General features: G+C 60.4%; 13 protein-coding genes. 5 read left to right on the top strand and 8 right to left on the bottom strand.

Annotated features, from left to right (window positions below; all coding sequences use genetic code 11):
- Positions 1–149: 149 nt before the first annotated feature.
- The 4 genes from H535_RS0117875 to H535_RS0117860 are packed head-to-tail and all read left to right on the top strand — an operon-like array spanning position 150 to position 4,892.
- Complete coding sequence (locus H535_RS0117875; RefSeq protein WP_026820625.1) at positions 150–1,103, top strand: threonine/serine dehydratase; 954 nt, start codon at positions 150–152, stop codon at positions 1,101–1,103.
- A gap of 30 nt (positions 1,104–1,133) precedes the next feature.
- Positions 1,134–2,378: a Zn-dependent hydrolase gene (locus H535_RS0117870; RefSeq protein WP_026820624.1), complete on the top strand. Its 1,245-nt coding sequence runs from the start codon at positions 1,134–1,136 to the stop codon at positions 2,376–2,378.
- A gap of 35 nt (positions 2,379–2,413) precedes the next feature.
- Positions 2,414–3,607 (top strand): M20 metallopeptidase family protein, encoded by a 1,194-nt coding sequence (locus H535_RS0117865; protein ID WP_026820623.1) that lies wholly within the window; start codon positions 2,414–2,416, stop codon positions 3,605–3,607.
- Between the two features lie 55 nt (positions 3,608–3,662).
- The gene (locus H535_RS0117860; RefSeq protein ID WP_026820622.1) at positions 3,663–4,892 is read left to right on the top strand and encodes a hypothetical protein; all 1,230 of its coding nucleotides are present in this window, start codon (positions 3,663–3,665) and stop codon (positions 4,890–4,892) included.
- A gap of 69 nt (positions 4,893–4,961) precedes the next feature.
- Here H535_RS0117860 and H535_RS0117855 read toward each other — a convergent pair whose 3' ends face one another.
- From H535_RS0117855 to H535_RS26415, 8 genes are all read right to left on the bottom strand, one after another.
- Positions 4,962–6,008 (bottom strand): NAD(P)-dependent alcohol dehydrogenase, encoded by a 1,047-nt coding sequence (locus H535_RS0117855; RefSeq protein ID WP_026820621.1) that lies wholly within the window; start codon positions 6,006–6,008, stop codon positions 4,962–4,964.
- A gap of 46 nt (positions 6,009–6,054) precedes the next feature.
- Positions 6,055–6,720 (bottom strand): SDR family NAD(P)-dependent oxidoreductase, encoded by a 666-nt coding sequence (locus tag H535_RS0117850; RefSeq protein WP_026820620.1) that lies wholly within the window; start codon positions 6,718–6,720, stop codon positions 6,055–6,057.
- A 358-nt stretch (positions 6,721–7,078) separates the two neighbouring features.
- Complete coding sequence (locus H535_RS28620) at positions 7,079–8,830, bottom strand: UvrD-helicase domain-containing protein (RefSeq protein WP_162144909.1); 1,752 nt, start codon at positions 8,828–8,830, stop codon at positions 7,079–7,081.
- Positions 8,814–10,580: an ATP-dependent nuclease gene (locus H535_RS26425; protein WP_211236628.1), complete on the bottom strand. Its 1,767-nt coding sequence runs from the start codon at positions 10,578–10,580 to the stop codon at positions 8,814–8,816. Before H535_RS26425 ends, H535_RS28620 begins: the two co-directional genes overlap by 17 nt.
- A gap of 21 nt (positions 10,581–10,601) precedes the next feature.
- The gene (locus tag H535_RS0117825; protein ID WP_026820618.1) at positions 10,602–13,796 is read right to left on the bottom strand and encodes a type I restriction endonuclease subunit R; all 3,195 of its coding nucleotides are present in this window, start codon (positions 13,794–13,796) and stop codon (positions 10,602–10,604) included.
- 88 nt (positions 13,797–13,884) lie between these two features.
- The gene (locus tag H535_RS26420) at positions 13,885–15,846 is read right to left on the bottom strand and encodes a ThiF family adenylyltransferase (protein ID WP_051299496.1); all 1,962 of its coding nucleotides are present in this window, start codon (positions 15,844–15,846) and stop codon (positions 13,885–13,887) included.
- Between the two features lie 4 nt (positions 15,847–15,850).
- The gene (locus tag H535_RS0117815; RefSeq protein WP_026820617.1) at positions 15,851–16,861 is read right to left on the bottom strand and encodes an SMODS domain-containing nucleotidyltransferase; all 1,011 of its coding nucleotides are present in this window, start codon (positions 16,859–16,861) and stop codon (positions 15,851–15,853) included.
- Complete coding sequence (locus tag H535_RS26415) at positions 16,861–17,883, bottom strand: CBASS cGAMP-activated phospholipase (protein ID WP_081416786.1); 1,023 nt, start codon at positions 17,881–17,883, stop codon at positions 16,861–16,863. Before H535_RS26415 ends, H535_RS0117815 begins: the two co-directional genes overlap by 1 nt.
- Positions 17,884–18,298: 415 nt before the next feature.
- Between H535_RS26415 and H535_RS26410 the strand changes: the two genes are divergently transcribed.
- The coding region (locus H535_RS26410) for a helix-turn-helix domain-containing protein (protein WP_155838764.1) at positions 18,299–18,534 on the top strand (236 nt) is incomplete at its 3' end.

Below are 18,534 nucleotides of genomic sequence, written 5' to 3'. Positions count from 1 at the left end.
CCACTTAGCCGTGATTTGGTTCGGTTCCGTCTTATGATTCGGTGGATTTGCGACCCACGGATGGAGGGGCGCAACACTGACGTAAAATTTCCAATTGGATATAGGTCGATGGGGTAGAGTCCGATGCGTTCCAACAAGGACGGTGGGCTATGTCACAGGTGACATTCGAGGACGTGCAGGCCGCGGCGATCCGGATCCGTGGCCACGTCCGGTCTGTGCCGGTCGCACGGGCAGGCACCGGGACGAATTCCGACGGCGATCCGTTCGAGACTTATTTCGCCTTGGAGTTCATGCAACACACAGGCTCGTTCAAAGCCAGAGGCGCACAGAACTTCATCCGGGCAAACCGTGAGGCGGGAACACTTCCCGAAGCTGGGGTCACCATTGCATCGGGCGGCAATGCAGGGCTGGCGTGTGCCTGGGCGGCCCAACACGAAGGTATTCCGGCCACCGTCTTCCTCCCGACCACCGCCCCTCAGGTCAAAGTTGACCGGCTGCGGACGTATGGTGCCGATGTCCGCCTGATCGGCGCGGAGTACGCCGAGGCGCGTATTGCCTGCGATGAATTCGCCGCCGACAGCGGCGCGCTGGCGTCCCATGCCTACGACCATCCATTGATCGCCGCCGGCGCGGGCACGGTGATGGCCGAATTCCTCTCCCAACAACCCCAGCTGGACACCGTCGTCGTCGCAGTTGGGGGAGGAGGGCTGTTTGCCGGCGTTGCCGCCGTCGCCCGTCACCATGGAATCCGGACGGTCGCAGTGGAGCCGGAGAACTGCAGAGCCCTCAACGCTGCGGTGGAGGCGGACGCTCCGGTTGATGTTCCGGTCGATTCGGTTGCTGCCGATTCGCTCGGAGCGCGCCGCGCATCCGCCCTCGCTCTGGATGCAGCCCAGCACACAGACTCGCGCTCGATTCTTGTACCTGACCAGGCGATTATCCAGGCGCGGCATGACCTCTGGAACCAGTACCGACTCGGGGTTGAGCATGCCGCTGCCACCACCCTGGCGGCTGCACGTGGCGCTGGTGATTACGCCCCGCGCAAAGACGAGAAAGTTGGCCTCATTCTGTGCGGCGCCAACACGGACGTTTCGGACCTGTGAAAACCTGACCCCTTAATCCTGGAGGATTCGATGACCTCGATCGATGCACAGCGGCTGAAGACAGATTTGATCAACCTCGGCAATATCGGACGCCGTCCGTCGGGAGGGCTGGGGCGGACCTCGTTCTCCGCCGAAGACGCTGCCGCGCGGCAGTGGTACTTCGACCGCTGCGCCGAGGCGGGATTGGAGGTCACGGTCGACGGCATCGGCAATCTCATCGTGTCCTCGCCCGTGGCGGATGAGCTCACCGATCCCACACGTCCCGCCGTCTGGTCCGGTTCCCACATCGACACAGTGCCCGACGGCGGTGCTTTCGACGGTGCCCTCGGATCCATCGCCGCGCTGGAGTGCCTGCGGCGCATCCACGAGGAGGGTATGGCCCTTGCCCGCCCCGTCCGGTGCATCGTGTACGCCGACGAGGAAGGCAACTACGCGCATCTGTTCGGCTCGCGGGCCATCACCCGGGGCTTCCCGCGTAGCGAGCTCGAAGCACTGACCGGCCGTGACGGCGACCGTTTCGTCGACACCTTCACAGCCGCCGGCGGTGATGTTGACCGCGCCGCGAATACCGTCCTGCCCGAGGGCACCATTGACTCTTCGGTCGAACTCCACATTGAGCAAGGTCCCACCCTCGAGGCGCGGGGAATCGATATTGGCGTGGTGACCGGCATTGTGGCAGTCGGCGGAGGCACAATCACTCTGCGTGGCCGATCCGACCATGCAGGGACGACCCCGATGAACGCGCGGAAGGACGCAGGCGTGGCAGCCGGTGCCTTGCTTGCCTCACTGCCCGACGTCGCCGCCGGTATCAGTGAACGCGCCGTGATCACCTCGGGGATCGTCACATTCGCCCCCGGCGGTGCAAACGTAATCCCTCAGGCCGCACACGTGACCGTCGATTTCCGTGAGCCCACCGCCGAGGGCATCGCTGCGCTGGAATCATCGCTCATCGCCCGGGCCAAAGAGATCGCCGCCGAGTACGGGCTCGACGTCGACATCGACTTTGAACAATCGGTGCCGCCAGCACCGCTGGACGAGCAGGTGCAAAGCATCATCACCGCCGCGGCCGAAGAGCGCGGGCTCAGCCAGGTCCCGATCCATTCCGGCGCCGGACACGACTCGCAGAACATCGCGACCGTGGCTCCGACCGGAATGATCTTTGTGCCCAGCATCGGCGGCCGCAGCCACTGCCCCGAAGAAAACACCGATTGGGACGACGTCGCCAACGGCGGACAAATCCTGCTGGACACCATCATCGGCCTGGCAAACCGGTAATTCAAACCTATTCAAAGACGAAAGGACGCTAAAACATGACTGTCGACTTTGCCCGCGAGGCACAGGATATCGCCGAAGAACTCATCGCCCTGCGCCGGGAGCTTCATCAGAACCCGGAACTGGGCAATGAACTGCCGAAAACCCAGGCACAGGTCCTCGCGGCGCTGCAGAATCTGCCCCTCGAAATCACCACGGGCGAGTCGCTCACGTCCGTCGTCGCCGTGCTGCGCGGAGCACTTCCGGGTCCAACAGTGCTGCTCCGCGGAGACATGGACGCACTGCCGGTGGCAGAGGAAAACGACCTCGAATATGCCTCGAATAACGGATACATGCACGCCTGCGGCCACGACCTTCACACCGCGGGGCTGGTGGGCGCAGCCAAGCTGCTGTCCGCCCACCAGGACGAACTGCGCGGCAACGTCGTCTTCATGTTCCAGCCCGGCGAAGAGGGCCCCGGCGGTGCGGAGCCAATGATCAATGAGGGCGTCCTCGACGCAGCAGGAACCCGCGTCGACGCCGCTTTCGGCGTGCACGTGATGCCCGGCGAACAGGGAATCTTCACTACCCGGCCTGGGACCATGATGGCAGGAGCCAACGTGCTACGCGTTGTGTTCCACGGTGCCGGAGGGCACGGTTCGCAGCCGGAGAACGCCCTCGATCCGGTGCCGGCTCTCGTCGAGTTCTGCCAGGCCCTCCAAGTCATGGTGACCCGGCGCTTCAGCGTATTCGATCCGGTCGTCGCCTCCATCACCAACCTCTCAGCAGGGGAGGCAATCAACGTCATCCCGCCGTCGGCCTCAATGGGCGCCTCGGTCCGAACCCTCTCGCCGGAGACCACCCGGGACTTCCCGATCTACGCCACCGAACTTGCCGAATCGATTGCGAAGGCCCATGGATGCACCGCAGAAATCGACTGGAGCAATACGTACCGGCCGACCGTTAACGACGACGCCGAGGCCGCATACCTGCTGCGCACCCTCACCGACGTGTTCGGCGCGGACCGGGTGGTCGAAGCGGACAATCCCATCATGGGCTCGGAGGACTTCTCCTGCGTCCTCGAGGAAGTTCCCGGCGCCTTCTACATGCTCCATGCCACCCCCAAGGGCATCGATCCGGAGACGGCGGCGGTCAACCACTCCCCGCACGTCCAGTTCGACGACGCCGTCCTCCCCGATCAAGCGGCATCCCTCGCTACCCTCGCATTTGCCCACAACACGCCCGAGCAATAAGCACGCACACTTGCTGCACCTGACGGCGCAGTGAAGAAGGCAGAAAGGCTCACTCATGGAACCGATCTACAGCGCGGCCATCGTGCTGGCATTCATCGCACTCGGCGAACTCATCTCGCTCAAGACCAAGGCCCGCGTGCCCAGCCTGCTGGTCGCAATGCTGGGCATCTTCGTCGTCGCCCAGCTCGGTCTCGTACCTGACACGGTCGTCGAAGATTCCCTGCTGCCACAGGCCTATACGATCCTCGTCCTGCCCCTGCTCTTCCACATGGGCTCGCTGATTCCCCTTCCCACACTGCTGCAGCAATGGCGCTCGGTGATCATCGCATTCTCGGGAATGCTGGTGGCAGTGGGTACGCTGGCACTCGTCGTGCTTCCGCTGTTCGGCTTCGACTATTTTGTTGCCGGAGCCGGTCCGCTGGCCGGTGGAATTGTTGCGACCAGCCTGACAACCGACGGGCTCGAAGCAGCCGGAGTCGCGTCCATGATCGTCGTCCTGCCCTCGCTCGTGCTGATGATGCAGTCGCTGCCCGCGATGCCGATGACGAACTTCCTGCTGCGCCGGTTCGCCATCAACCTGAGGGACAGCGGCGAGCTCGCCAGGCTCGCCGAGAATGCCCAGGAAGAAGGCGCCCAGGCCGGGCACGACGATGCTGAAAACGGTCCGGGAGGGACGGTAGGCACAAAGCAGAAGGCAGACACCAAGAAAAAGCTCGTCACGCTGCCGGACATGCTCGCCAACAACCAGCTCTTCATTCTCTTCATGGTCCTGGTCGGCGGTTCCATGGCCCAATTGCTGGCGGGGCCCACCCACATCCCGGCCTCGATCCTGGCGCTCCTGCTCGGCATCGCGTCGACCGCCATCGGCCTGACGCCGGAGCGTACGCTGGAACGCTCCAACTCGTTCGGCATCGCCATGGCCGGCGTGATCGCGATCGTCATGGCGCCGCTCATCACCGCTTCGCTCTCCGACGTGATCGCAGCCATCGTGCCGATGCTCGTCATCCTCGTCATCGGATTCGGCGGCATCATGCTCGGCGGCTTTATCGCCACCAAGCTGCTGCGCTGGAAGCCGAGCCTGGGCATGTCCGTCGCCCTCACGGCGATGTACGGCTTTCCGGCCGACTACCTGCTGACCAGCGAGGTTGCCCGTTCCATAGGCCGCGATGAGACAGAGCGCAAGCAACTTACGGACGCCATGCTGCCGCCGATGCTTGTCGGCGGTTTCACCTCGGTGACCTCCGGCTCGGTGGTCATCGCCAGCGTTCTGGTCAGCTTTATCTGAGCTTCTGGCTACGCAGGCTGGAGGCGGGCCCGTGCACACGGGCCCGCCCCAGCCGTTCCGCGCGATCGGTCAGCTGAGTGTGGCGGTGTCGATGACAAAGCGGTAGCGCACGTCCGAGGCGAGAACGCGTTCGTAGGCTTCATTGATTTTGTCGGCGGGGATGACCTCTATTTCGGCCCCGAGCCCGTGTTCTGCGCAGAAGTCCAGCATCTGTTGGGTTTCAGGGATGCCGCCGATCATGGAACCGGCGAAGGACCTGCGTCCGCCAATGAGCGAGAACGCGTTGACCGGCAGCGGCTCTGCGGGTGCGCCGACGTTCACCAGGGCCCCATCCACGGTCAGCAGTCCAAGGAAAGAGTTGATGTCGATGGCTGCGCTGACGGTGTTGATGATGAGGTCGAAGGAGCCTGCCAGATCGGTGAAGGTATTCTCGTCGCTTGTCGCGTAGTAGCGCTCCGCTCCGAGGCGCAGTCCATCTTCCTGCTTTTTGAGCGATTGCGACAGGACGCTGACTTCGGCTCCCATGGCGTGGGCGAGCTTGACGGCCATGTGGCCCAGCCCTCCGAGGCCGACGACGGCGACCTTCTTGCCTGGTCCGGCGCCCCAGCGGCGAAGCGGCGAGTAGGTGGTGATACCCGCGCAAAGCAGGGGCGCGGCGACGTCGAGATCGATGCCGTCGGGAATCCGGAGCACAAAGTCCTCGGTGACAACGACGTGGGTGGCGTAGCCGCCTTGAGTGATGCTGCCGTCGCGGTCTGGCGCGCCATAGGTTCCCACCATGCCGTTGAGGCAGTACTGTTCATCGCCGGCCTTGCAGTTGACGCACTCGCCGCAGGAATTGACCATGCAGCCGACGCCGACCCGGTCGCCGACGGCGTGCTTGGTGACGTTGGAACCGACTTCAGTGACAATGCCCGCGATCTCGTGGCCCGGAACAAGCGGGTGCGGCTGCGGCCCCCATTCATCGCGCACAGTGTGGATGTCGGTATGACAGATGCCGGCGTACTTGATGTCGATCAGTACATCTTCGGGTCCGACCTCACGGCGTTCGATCGTTGTGGGAACGAGGTCCTCGGTGGCCGAGGGAGATGCGTACGCGTTAACAGTGGTAGTCATAGTTTCCTTTTCCTGGTGGGGGTTTGGATTCAGAACGTGGTTATCGTCAGTCTTCGCTGACCTGGACCCGGAACCGGTCGCGTTTGGTGTGCAAGTTCCACAGGTGTTCGGCCAGCGCCTCCGGGCCCTTCTCCGGATCGCCGGCGATGATTCCGCCGCCGATGACGAGTTGGGATACCTGAATGCCTTCTTCTCCGAGGGCCTCGTGCAGCAACTGCGCGTACGCGGCCTGCCCGGCGAAAGCGACCGAGGTGCCCGTGACATTACGGCCGGGCTTGACCGCCGATCCTCCGTTGACGAACAGGATGGTGCCGCGGTTCTCGCCGAGGAAGCGCATTCCCGGCACGACCTGGTGTACGGCTGCCACCGGGCCGTAGATGGAGAACTCGACCGGCCCTTCCAGGTCAGCGGGCGTGGTTTCGAGCACCGGCCGCATGAAATCCTTCTGCGGCAGCGGGCTGTACTGCAGCACCTCGATGGGGCCGAGTGACTCTGTCACTTCTTCCAACGCTTTGGCGATGGAATCAGGGTTGCGCACGTTCGCTTCGAAGCCTTTGGCTTCGATGCCTTCAGCAGCCAGCTCATCAGCCAGGGCGTCGACCCGTCCTTGATGCCGGGAGATGAGGCCGACGGCGAAGCCCTCAGCACCAAACCGCCGGGCCACGGCGGCCCCTAGTCCGGGGCCTGCTCCAATTATCGCGATCGTAGTCATGGTGGCGCCAACGTCAGCGCCGCCGGTGCCTATTCCAACCGACAGTTTCAGGTATCCATGTCCGTCGCACTCACAGCGATGTACGGCTTTCGGCTGACTGCCTGCTGACCAGCGAGGTCGCCCGTTCCGCAGGCCGCGATGAGACAGAGCGCAAACAACTCACCGATGCCATGCTGCCTCCCATGCTCGTTGGCGGCTTCACCTAGCACACCAAACTCACGCACTAAGCGAATGAGCCAAGTCAGGCGGTGACCTCCGGCTCCGTGGTCATCGCCAGCGTCCTGGTCAGTTTCAGGCCGGTGCAGTGCGTCCCCGGACGATGCAAAAGGCGTCCTCCCCTCCTAGCTCATACTCATGATTACCGTTGACCATCTGAGGAGGTGTCGACGGTAAATAAGCGGGATGGTCGAGATCTTGGCGTGAGAATAGTGGCTCTGCTTCTGGCCCGGGTAACGGCCACATTCATCGCGTAACGAGCGCTGGTCAGATCTACGACCTTCTCAGGTACGAATGGTTGATAGCGCTCTTCGTAAACGAATACCTCCTCAAATTCTCGGCCCTTTGCGCGATGAATGGTCATGACAACGAGATCACGACTTCCGGTTTTAGCACTTTGCATTTGATAAGTCACAACAGCATCGCGCATATCGCGCTCAGCATCTTCATAACTACCGGCCCGTCGCCAACTATGAGCCAGATGAGATTCGAGTTCCCCACCTCTAGTTATCAGGTTCACAAGGCGGGTCTTGCGGGCGAGCGAGGCCAGCGGACCGTATTCACTTCGGGTTGCTGCGGACACTGTAGTGAGGAAATCCGCCAAAGGATGCCCAGTACGCGCCTTTGCCAAGCTCTCGATGAGGAGCTTACGGAGGTGGGTTGTTGATTTGAGTTCGCGACGAGTCGTACCACCATCGAGCCGCACGGCTTCCCGATCTAGCTTCTCCGCTTCATCTCGTCCTGATTTAGAGAATTTGGAAGACCGAGTGCGAGTATAGTGAGCGAGAGCGCGAGAGAGATATGCTAATGAAGCGTTGGAATCGTCGGGGGACTGCATCACCGTTGCAACAAATATTGATGCCGCGAATGCTTCGTCTTTACCAACGTGGATATCGAGATACAGCTTTGGCAATGGTGGCGTCTCTTCAAGGAAGAAGTCATACACTTGGCCAGAAAGCGCATTGCTTGGCGTGAGTATGGCGATTGATTTCCCCTTCCCCGCATTGTCAAGACGCTTTATGGCCTTGAGTACTTGCCCCTTGAGACGAAAAAGTGGTCGATGGTCAAGTGGGATGAAATCGACATCTGCGTATTCTTCTTCCAGACTGCCAGCAAGGACATCTTGGCCAAACTTGGTGATTGAGCCTTCTGGACTCCTCCAGTTCCACCCGGATAGATCAATTTTTTCCAATTGGTATTCGGCGACAAACTCTTCAAAACGATATGGACTAGCTCCGACAACATGATCATAGATGCGTTGATCTGGGTCACCCAAAGCGATTAAGCGAGAATGCTTTCCCAGCGTCTTCATCAGCGCCCATTGACTGTCTGTTGTGTCCTGGAACTCGTCGAGAAATATAATCGGGAACGCATCGGCGTACGCCTTCAGCAATATCGGGTTATTCTCCAGTACTTCATTTGCTAGTCCGGCAAAGTAATCGAAACTGACATGACCACTATTGATGAACAATTCTATGAAATCGTCACTGTTAGCCGGTTCAAGATCGTTCAAGTTTGCGCGGAAAGCGTTCTCCTCACCAGGCGAGAGGATGGTCACGTTACGGGGTGCACCAAGCAAATAGCCATGATTTCGAAGTATCGCCCATGCAAATCCATGGTAAGTGTTAAGCGCTAGCGACCAGTGCTGACTACTATCGATGATGCCTGGCGCATGCTGTGCAATGCGGTCGATAGTTGCATTCGCAAAGCTCAGGAAAAGTGCTTTGCTATGTTTGAACTTTAGACCCTTATCCGCGAGGAGTGCCGCTTTCCGGAGTGCGGCAGTGGTCTTGCCACATCCAGCACCGCCACAAACCAATGCGTTACCCTCATGATCGATAAACCGTTGGATGAGTCTGTCATATTCACTCTCATCCTTAGATGAGGCTGTCATCGTGAGCTGCCTCATCATGTGTTGGCCCGTCAGAAACTGTGAAGTTCCGTAAAGAAGTTAATGCGTTTACCATTGTCAATGGATAGTCCGAATATTGAATATGCTCGAAGAGTTGAATCACAAATGTTTCGCCCTTTGATTTACTCAATAGCTGCTTCAGCGCACGGTCGTAGGACCCATCTTCTGTTGGCGTTGGACGATCCATGTGCGGAGGCCACTCACCATCGTCGATTAGTTGATCTACGAAACTGCGTTGGGCCGATTTGGGGATCTCTGCGATTAGTAGATCCTCGAAACCCACATGGGGTTGCTCAATCGCCACATCACTACTTGCTTGAATTCGGGCGGTCGTTTCGGCGTTTTGTGCGTCGAAGATTGTAGCGACCTGCTTTCCTAAATTTTTGAAGAAACTGGCGAACCCCGCAACATTTTGGTCCCCTTGCGCATCGAAAACGCCCCATCCTGCGGTGTCTAAGCGGCCGAACTGAGTCGGCATTTCGTTAGCAACTAACTTGGATAGGAATGGATAGGCGAGTGCCTCCGATTTGCCCTCGGTTATCAACACTCGCCTAGCCAGCAGAGCTTCGCAAAAACGGGTGCGCATGCCTTCACGAAACGCTTTTGGCTTTAGTGATCGCCCAAGGTCGACCGTACGGCCAGAGAGTTGGCCAGAACTGTGATCGCGATGGACGACTAAGAGCTCTGATGGTTCAAACTCTTCGATTACGTAAGGTGAGTGTGACGTAAATAGTGCTTGACCAGCCAAGTTGCGTACCAAATCGACAACCCGCTTTTGGGCTGTTGGCGGAATCGAAATCTCCGGTTCTTCCATGGCAAAGATTACCCGTTTATCACGACGCTCCGCGATGAGGGTGAGCATTGCGATCACGAGCGAATTGACAGTGCCCGACCCCTGATGGTTAAAGGGCGCCGAATGAGTTCCGGCGCCGGTAGCCATAAATGCCTTCAAGACGTGCCGCAAGTCTTCCCTGGTTAGTTCAGACACTCGTAGATGCGGTGCTTCCGCCCACTCCGCAGCAACGATCTTTTTCATTGCTTCATCGATACTCCGCAAGACCCTTCCGAAGTCATCGTCGTCATCTCCCGCAACTGATGTGTTCCGCAGCTGGTTGAGCAGATTCTCCCACATTTGGATTTCGACTTCGAAGGTACGAAGTACAACGTCCAAAAGGGAACCTCGCTCCATTGACATTGCTCGCGTCCCCGTGCGGAGCGCACGGAGGTGAAGGAAGCCAAATTCGCGTTTGTCTGCCGGATAGCAAGGTTGCGCTGGTAAATCTTCCTCATCCTGAGGTGACGCAAACCACGTTTGTCCGACAAAGTCATCCTCGTTGACGTCATACCGTCCTATAAAGACTATACGAACACACGGCTCGATATTCTCTGAAGTATCTAGCGACTCATGTTCGAGGACTTCGCGTTTGGCAGTGTCCCAGTACTCCAGATTATTGCGAAAGCGGGACCGTAATTCATCGTCTAGACCGACGATGACTGCTTCAATGCGGATACTGGTTGAAGTTCTCTCATCATCAAGATAGTGTCCACCATAAAAATCATGCTCATCGATAACAGGCTTTCGGTAAAGTCGATCCGAGCCGAGAACTAGTTCTAAGGCTTCAAAGATAGTCGATTTTCCGGAATTATTATCACCTAATAATGTCGTCGTACCCGTGAAGCCAATACAAGAAGAAAAAATGCCGCGAAAATTAGCGATGGATAGCTGCCCCACATGCATATCTTTCCGTCCCTTCTAAATTCTTCGAGTGGTCACGAATCGCGGCGCCATGGACTCCATCTGTTCCATCACCAGTTTGATGGCGGCTGGCTGCTTGTCCGGCGGGTAGCCGTTCACGACGAGCAGACGTTTGATGGAGGAGCGGAGCTTGGCGCGGACGTCGTCGCGCACGGTCCAGTCGGTGCGGACGTCGCGGCGCATGACTCCGACCAGCTGCCGGGCGATTTCGGCGAGGATGTCTTCGCCCTGCAGTTCGACGGCAGACTCGTTCTGTGTGACTGCGTCGTAGAAGGCAAGTTCATCTTCGTCCAAGGGTGGCGAAAACCGAGCACCGCGGTTGGCTTCGTCCACGACTTCCTTGGCCATGGCCACGAGTTCGGCGATGACTTCGGCAGAGGTGAGCTGCTGGTTTGTGTACTTGTTCATCAACTCGGTGATCCGCTCGGAGAAGGCCCGTTGGCGAATGGGGTTGTGTCGGGTGGTACGAGCCGATTCCTCGGTGACGAGCTTGCGCAGTGCTTCGATGGCCAGATGCGGATTGCGTGCCTTCTGGGTCTTGGCAATGAACTCCGGCGTCAGGTCATCGAGCGAGGGTTTGGGCATGCCGGCGGCCTCGTAGATGTCCAGCACCTCTCCGGAGGAGGTGGCGGTGGCGATGAGGTTGCCGAGCAGCCGCTGGATTTCCTCGGGAATGGGTTCGCCGCGCGACTGGCGTTCGGCAGCGTCGTACTTGGCCATGTAGACGCGGGTTTCCTCATAGAACTGCACCTCAGGCCGCAGCTCGGCCAGGTTCTCCGATCCGGAACACAATGCCCAGGCGCGGGAGAGCTGACCGGCCAATTTGCGGAACCGGGCACCCAAGGCCTCCTCGCCGTCGTCGGGCTGATTGCCGGGGGTGGTGGGGTCGCGCAGGTAGTTGGCCGTGCCGGTGGCGGCGTTGAACAGTGGCGCCCTTCCTCCACGGTTGAGCACCGCCTTCCAGTCGTACCCGGCGACAATCTCCCGCAGTTTTTCGATCAGGTCCCGAGTCAATGCAATGGCATCGTCGATGTTCTTGCCGACAGGCTTGGTGTTCTGGTCGTTCTCTGTGTACTCGGACAGCGCCTTCGCGAGGTTCTCGGCCAGTGGGGCATAGGCCACCAACAGTCCGTCATCTTTGCCGCGGAAGGTCCGGTTCACCCGGGCGAGGGTCTGCATGAGCAACGCGCCCTTGAGCGGCCGATCCAAGTACAGGGTATGCAGGGGCGGGGCGTCGAAGCCGGTGAGCATCATATCCTTGACGATCACCAGTTCAAGCTCGTCGCCGGGGTCCTTGAGCCGGGCCTTGATGGCGTTGTTCTCCGAGTCGCGGCGGACGTGGTCGGAGACCGGCGGTGCGTCGGTGGCGGAGCCGGAGTAGACCACCTTGATCTTGCCTTGGTTCAGCTCGTCCGAGTGCCAGTGGGGCCGCAGTTCCACAATGGCGTTGTACAGGTTGGCGCAGATTTCCCGGGTGCCACCGACGATCATCGCCTTGCCGGGGCCGTCGATGAACTGGCGCATGTGATCCCGCCGGTTCTCCCAGTGCGATACCAGATCTTCGGCGAGTGCGGCCAGTCGTTCCGGGGCACCATAAACAGCATTGACGACGGCGACAGAAGCCTCGATGCGGGCACGCTCGGCGTCGTCGAGGCCCAGTGTGGCCTCATCCGCGGCGGTGTCGAGGGTCTCCTCGGTCAGCTCTTCAGCCAGCGAGACGCGGATCAGCCGGGGCTCGAAGTAGACCGGAACCGTGGCGCCGTCCTCGACCGCCCGGGACAGGTCGTAAATGTCGATGTACTCGCCGAAGACCTGCTGGGTGTTGCGGTCGTCGAAAGAAACCGGGGTACCGGTGAACGCGATCAGCGTGGCGTTCGGCAGGGCGTCGCGCAGATGACGGGCGTAGCCGTCCAGGTCGTCGTAGTGGCTGCGGTGAGCTTCATCGACGACGACGATAATGTTGCGCCGGTCGGACAGCAGCGGATGCTCGGCGCCGGCATCCTTCTCGTCCTTGGAGCGTCCGAACTTCTGCAGGGTGGTGAAGTAGATGCCGCCGGTGACCCGCTGGGAAAGTTCCTCGCGCAGTTCGCTGCGTTTGCGGATCTGCTTGGGCGTATCGGGCAGCAGTTGCGAGCGTTTGAAGGTGCCGTAGAGTTGGCCGTCGAGTTCGTTCCGGTCGGTGATCACCACGATGGTGGGGTTGCGCAGCTTCGGATGCCGAATCACCTGATTGGCGTAGAGCTCCATCTCCATGGACTTGCCGGAGCCTTGGGTGTGCCACACGACGCCGGCCTTGCCATTGGTCTCGACGGCTTGCACGGTACTGCCGACGGCCTTGCTAACCGCGAAGTACTGGTGAGGCTTGGCAATCCGCTTCGTGACGCCATCGGCACCTTCATCAAAGGCAGTGAAATTGCGCAGCAGTTGGAGGAAGCGGTCTTGGTTGTAGAGGCCGAGCAGGGAGCATTCCAGACCTGAGACGGGTTCGCCGTCGACCATCGTTCCCTGCGGGATCACCTTGCCGTCGTCGTCGACGTTCCAAGGGGAGAAGTGGTTCAGCGGGGTGAACGGGGTGCCGTACTTTGCCTCGAGACCGTCGGAGGCGAGGGTGAAGACGCAGAAGCGGAACGCCATCGGGAATTCGCGCAGGTAGGTCTGCAGCTGGGCGTGGGCGCCGGTGACTGTGGCGGCTTCGCTGCCGGCGCGCTTGAGCTCGATAATGCTCACTGGCATGCCGTTGCAGTAGAGGACGACGTCGAAACGCCGCTTGCGCTCGCTGGTCTGCAGGGTGACCTGATTGACGGCGAGCCAGTTGTTCTCCGACGGCTCGGTGCTGATGAGCCGGATGGTGGCGTTGACCTCGGAGCCGTCCGCGTCGATGTAGGTCATCCGGAAACCGTCGACCAGGAAGCCGTGGATGCGGTGGTTTTCGGTGAGGGCGTCCTTCGACTTTGGGGTGGTTATTTCCGCGAGGGCTTGCTGCAGGTACTCGGCGGGAACGTCGCGATTGAGTTGGCGGAGCGCTTCCAGGAGCCGCGGGCGGATGAGCAATTCATGCCAACTGGCGCGCTCGCCTGAGCCGGGAGCGATCTCTTCACCCTGCTTCGGTTCCCAGCCGAGCGGTTCACCAAGAAGGTCGAGTGCGAGCCCTTCCCAGTCGGCCTCGGTAAGGGCAGTCGTTGCTAGCTTCATTCTTTTGTCCTCCCCATGGACGTTTCTCCCCATTAGTCGATACTACCGGCCGGGCTTCGTCGGTCTCTTCTATCGACGGCTACGGCGTCTAATCCTCCGCGCCGACACTGCTGCATGGTTCTGTACCAATGTGTGGGTCGGTTCCGGTGGCGCTCTCATGGGCTAAGGAACTCGTCGGAATGTATCGATACGTCGGTGTAATACCTGAGTGTGGTAGTGACATGAGGTGGGTGCCGCTTTCACCATCCCCCAGATGCGGCGCGATGAGAGTTGTTAGGTTTGCCGCGACGGAGGCTAGGTCGGCGGCCGAGCCGTGAAAGGTCGGCAGAGAGCAACCACGTGTCGGGATGAATTCGTCTCCCGGCTCGGGATCCTTCCAGAAGACTCGATAGGACTCGAGGTCCGGTTCCCGATCGACCATGTGACCAGTTCGCGCGTCGGTTTGGAGCACACTCCCACCGCGCTTGGTTCCGTCGACCATGGCAAGACCGAGGCTGCCTGTTCCCGCGTCGGTTGCGACTTGGGCGATGACCGCAGTTCGATTGGGGTCGGACGCGATCGCGTCGAGCCGGCGCGCTACGACGCGGTTGATCGTCGCATCGACGATCAGGTTCGCTGAGGTCGCGATGGCCCGTAGCTCATCGTCTTCGATTCTATAGCGGCTGTCGATTTCGACGCCGGGTGCGATGGCGCGTAGACGGTCTGCTAGGCGCTCGGCTTTCGACGCGCCGATGTCATGGTCTGTGTAGTTTTGCCGGACAAGGAGCCCCCCGGTGATTATCCCGTTGTCACAGACCGTTATTTTGCGTACGCCAGCCCGTGTGATGAACTCGGCGATCCAAGAGCCAAGTCCGCCAACCCCCCACACGAGAACTTCCGCGCCTTGGTACTTCGTGACAGGTCTATCGATATCGCGCCGGCGGTTCACATCATCTCTTTCGTCCGATACGTAGCACCACCTCAGAGGAGTACTTCGGTCCAGCCCTGCCTTATCGAAGGTGAGCAACGGCCCCGTTCGTTCGCGCACAAGGCGACGGAGATGGTCCGCGAGTTCGGCGTCGAAGTAGACGGCGATGAGGTGCCGCGGCCCGCCCCTGGGATGAGGCACAGCGAGCAGGAGCGTTTGCGGTGTCCCATCCGGTTTGCGTGCTGCGCTCGCGGCGAGGGCAGTGAGCATGGCGAAGGACTGGTTGCGGTCGAACTCTAGTGAGACCGAACGAACGTGGCTCTGCGCAGGGAGGAGGTTTCGACTGATTGCGCAATTAGGCTCGGAAGCCTGCTGCGCATGGGCGAACGACGAATCCTGGAGTCTGGCCAGGTTCGCAAGTTCCTCGTTTTGGTGAAGGTCCAGGCGGCTGATGAGCTCGTAGAGGTAGTCGTTTCCCGCACCGAAGGGAAGGTCTTGGTCGGTGAAGAACACCGGCATGTGTTCGGCATCTTCGTCGTTCGGGGGCCTTGCGTGCAGTTGCAGGCACCAGTCGGAACGGCGGGTGAGCCATGCGGAACCGGCGCGGCCACGTTGCCGGGGTAGATCTCGCACCACGATGGGAGGCAACGGCAGACGGGTTCGACTAAGGTGCGGGAGCCCACCGACCGCGTGGTACAAGGCTTCGTTGGCGTTGAATTTCGCTCCGGCGGCCTTGATCAGCCATCGCCAGAGTCGGTTGAGAACGCCGTTGGGGACGCCGTTGATCCCGTGCTCTGGATCCCATTCTCGGGTCTCATCGAGGTAGAGACAGAACAAGAAACCGGAAAGTACGTGGGGGTGCCCCAGAAATCGAAAGTGGTCGACATATACCGCTGGCGGATGCTCGTCGTCTGGGCCAATAGCGAGGATGAACGACTCTTGACCCTCAAGCGGGAGCCCGTGAGGGAGGCCGTCGATCTCGCTCGTGTTGAGGGTGAACGGAACGTGGAGCGTCCGGGTCTCGTCGTCGAAGTCTCCCGTGCCGATGGCAACCAGTGTGTCAGGTAGTTGTTTGGCGGACGCTTTGAGCTGCCCCAGGCATTGTTGTTGCCAGTTGGTGAGTCCGCTCCCCAGTTTGATCATGAAGCTACCCGGCTCGGCCGCTGCGTCCCGTTGTGGTTTCCACCCCTCCTGCTACCCCAGCTCCTGCGCCGGCTGCTGGAAATTTGTTGTCATGGCCGACATCGGCAGGTCCGAATTCGTCGCCAAGGAGATTGCGCCACTTGTTGGCGCTGTCAGTCCAGGAGGTGGAACAGTTTATGGCGTCATCGACAAGGTCGGCGACGTATTGGATGTCTCGTCGGAAGTTGTCGTACTCCCACTGCGGCCAGCGATGGGTGAAGGTGGCCTCCGCGCGGGAGGGGTCCTCGATTCCAGGTCGCTTCGCCATGTCACGAACCCAGTCAGCGAGGTCGGCGGTGATCCGGTGGAGTGTCTTCGGGATGTTGTCGTAGCAGCCAGGGTGAATCCGCGTCGTGTCCAGGCTGATGACACCCCCAACGATGGTGGTAAGGATGATGGATTTGGTGTCCTCGTAGTAGTCTCGGTGATCACGCAGGTACTTGAGGATGCGCAGAACCCGGCGCATGTTTCCGTTGGTAATCTCGTCCTTGTCACGCATCCACCGGGTCAACCCGCCGGGGTCGGTGTCTTCCCACTCGTTGGTATCGGTGTTGACGATGCACTCGTCACCGGCGGCTCGATCGACATACGGAACGACGTCGACATGCATGTAGTTGGCGTAGGTGACGCGGACGCAGCGGTTCTTCGCTTCGGGCATCGTGGTCATCCCCTGCGCCACGCAATAGTCGTTGAGGGCGTCGAATACTGGGGTCTGGTAGTCCGTCGGGCTCCAGCCTTCCTGCTCTTCAAGCTCGACCATGAAGTCCGCGTCGAACTCCTCGTCCTCCTTGGGGTTGATGATCGTGCGCTGTGCCCAGGAGCCTTGTTTTTTCATGCCCAGCACACGGACGCCGAGTTCAGCCTTCTTGAGGGCATTGAAGATCCTCTCGACGCGCTCGTCGAGGAAGTCCAACTTGTGCGGGGGCAGGTTGACTTTGCCGGTGAGGAAGGTCGTGAAGTAGGTGACTTGTTCCATCAGTTCTGCTCCTCAGTATTTGGTGTGACGGTCCCGCCTCGACCCGGAGGGGGCGAATATGGCGCTGCGGTGTGGTCGATGAACTTTGCGGCGTACTCAGGACCGAGATTGCGACTCACGCTGGCGGCGTAGCCGGCTACCTTGGCGGCGTCGATGCGATCGAGTGCGAACAAGCCTGGTGGGACGGCGGCGTCCATGCGGACAAAGTTATCGAACCCGATTAGATGCTGGGCGAGCCCGGTGCTGCTGGTGCTACTTGCGGTGAGGATCGTGGGCACGGCGGCCGAGGCCCATCGCCCGAGCCCCGCGTTGTCGAGTCGGTCAGAGTGATCGGTGAAGGGCGACATCGTTCCGATGTTGAGGACCCTGACCACGTCGAGAGGCACCCCGAGCATGCTCTTGGCCTCGCCAATGGCGAAGACGGACGGATTGTTGGCGAAGACGCCACCATCGATGAGACGCGCTGAGTCGACTGTCGCTGCCGGGAAATAGGCAGGTGCCGCCGATGTCGCGAGGGCGACGTCCACCATCTTGAGGTTCCAGTCGCGGGTTAGCCGATCGCTGTGAGGTGTCTTGAAGATGTGGACCTCACCGCTCTGAACATCCCACGAGGGCACAAGGAGTCGCTTTCTACTCTCTCCGAGCAAGCGATCACCAAACACTTCGGTCAGTACTTCGCGGAGAGCATCGCCCGAGTAGCCGGGACGTGCTAGACGGCCGAGCCGCCACTTGCGCTGTTTGCTGCGGCGGAAGACCTTGGCGACTAGTTCGAGATAGTGATCGGCGATTTCAGCCGGCGATAGCCCTGCCCCAAGACCCAGCGCCACGATGCCGCCGGCAGAGGTACCGGTGATGAGATCGAAGCGGTCGACGACTCGTACGCCATGGTCCTCCTCGAAACGAGCGAGGATGCTGGCACTGAACAGCGCTTTCGCTCCACCGCCATCGAGCGATAGGATCTGGAAGCGGTCGCCCTCGAATGGCTGAGGAGTCGGTCCCTTGGAGGAGTACCGGCCTATCACGAGCTTCTCCTAGCGTCGTCCCCGCCCGGACTGTAGCCTCTGTTACGGATATACCTAGCGCGGGTCGACAGCGGGATAGTCTTGCTGCCCAGCATATCTGCCGGGAACCGATGCGCAGCGCAGCTAGTGTGGCGGTTGCCGCCGACCTTGCGGGTTCTCGAGGTTGTGTGCATGCTCACTCCCAATGGCCACTTTCCGCTGTGAGAGCAGCCATCTGTGATTGCGGATATCGCGCCCCAGTGCCCGGTCCTAGAATCAGAGAGCCTTTCCATAAGCAGAACGTGGCCCCATGGCAATGTTGCAGACGACGCCTGCAACATTGAAAGGCCTGGCTCAGTCAATTTCGCTCCGTAGCTCGAACTTTACTAGTGGTGTGTCACGCAAATAGTTAGAGCGTGAGTTGATAGAATGGAGTATGTCCGCTCCAGCAACCCCTCTGATGATGTCCCCGGCCGACCGCGAAGTCCTCACGCGGGTCGCCCGATCGAGCACGGCCGCGCACCGCGAGGTGGTCCGCGCCGGAGTCCTCCTTGCGGCCGCCGAGGGTGTCGGTAACCGCACCATCGCCCGTGAACACGGTGTCTCCGCGATGACGGTGCGTGCCTGGCGGGACGCGTTCGACGCAGATGGGCTCAAGCACTGGGGCAAGGT

It is taken from the genome of Arthrobacter castelli DSM 16402, assembly GCF_000430705.1.
GTDB classification, from domain to species: Bacteria; Actinomycetota; Actinomycetes; order Actinomycetales; family Micrococcaceae; genus Arthrobacter_C; species Arthrobacter_C castelli.
The sequence above is the reverse complement of the archived record's forward strand: the minus strand, read 5'-3'. Positions and strand labels throughout refer to the sequence as shown.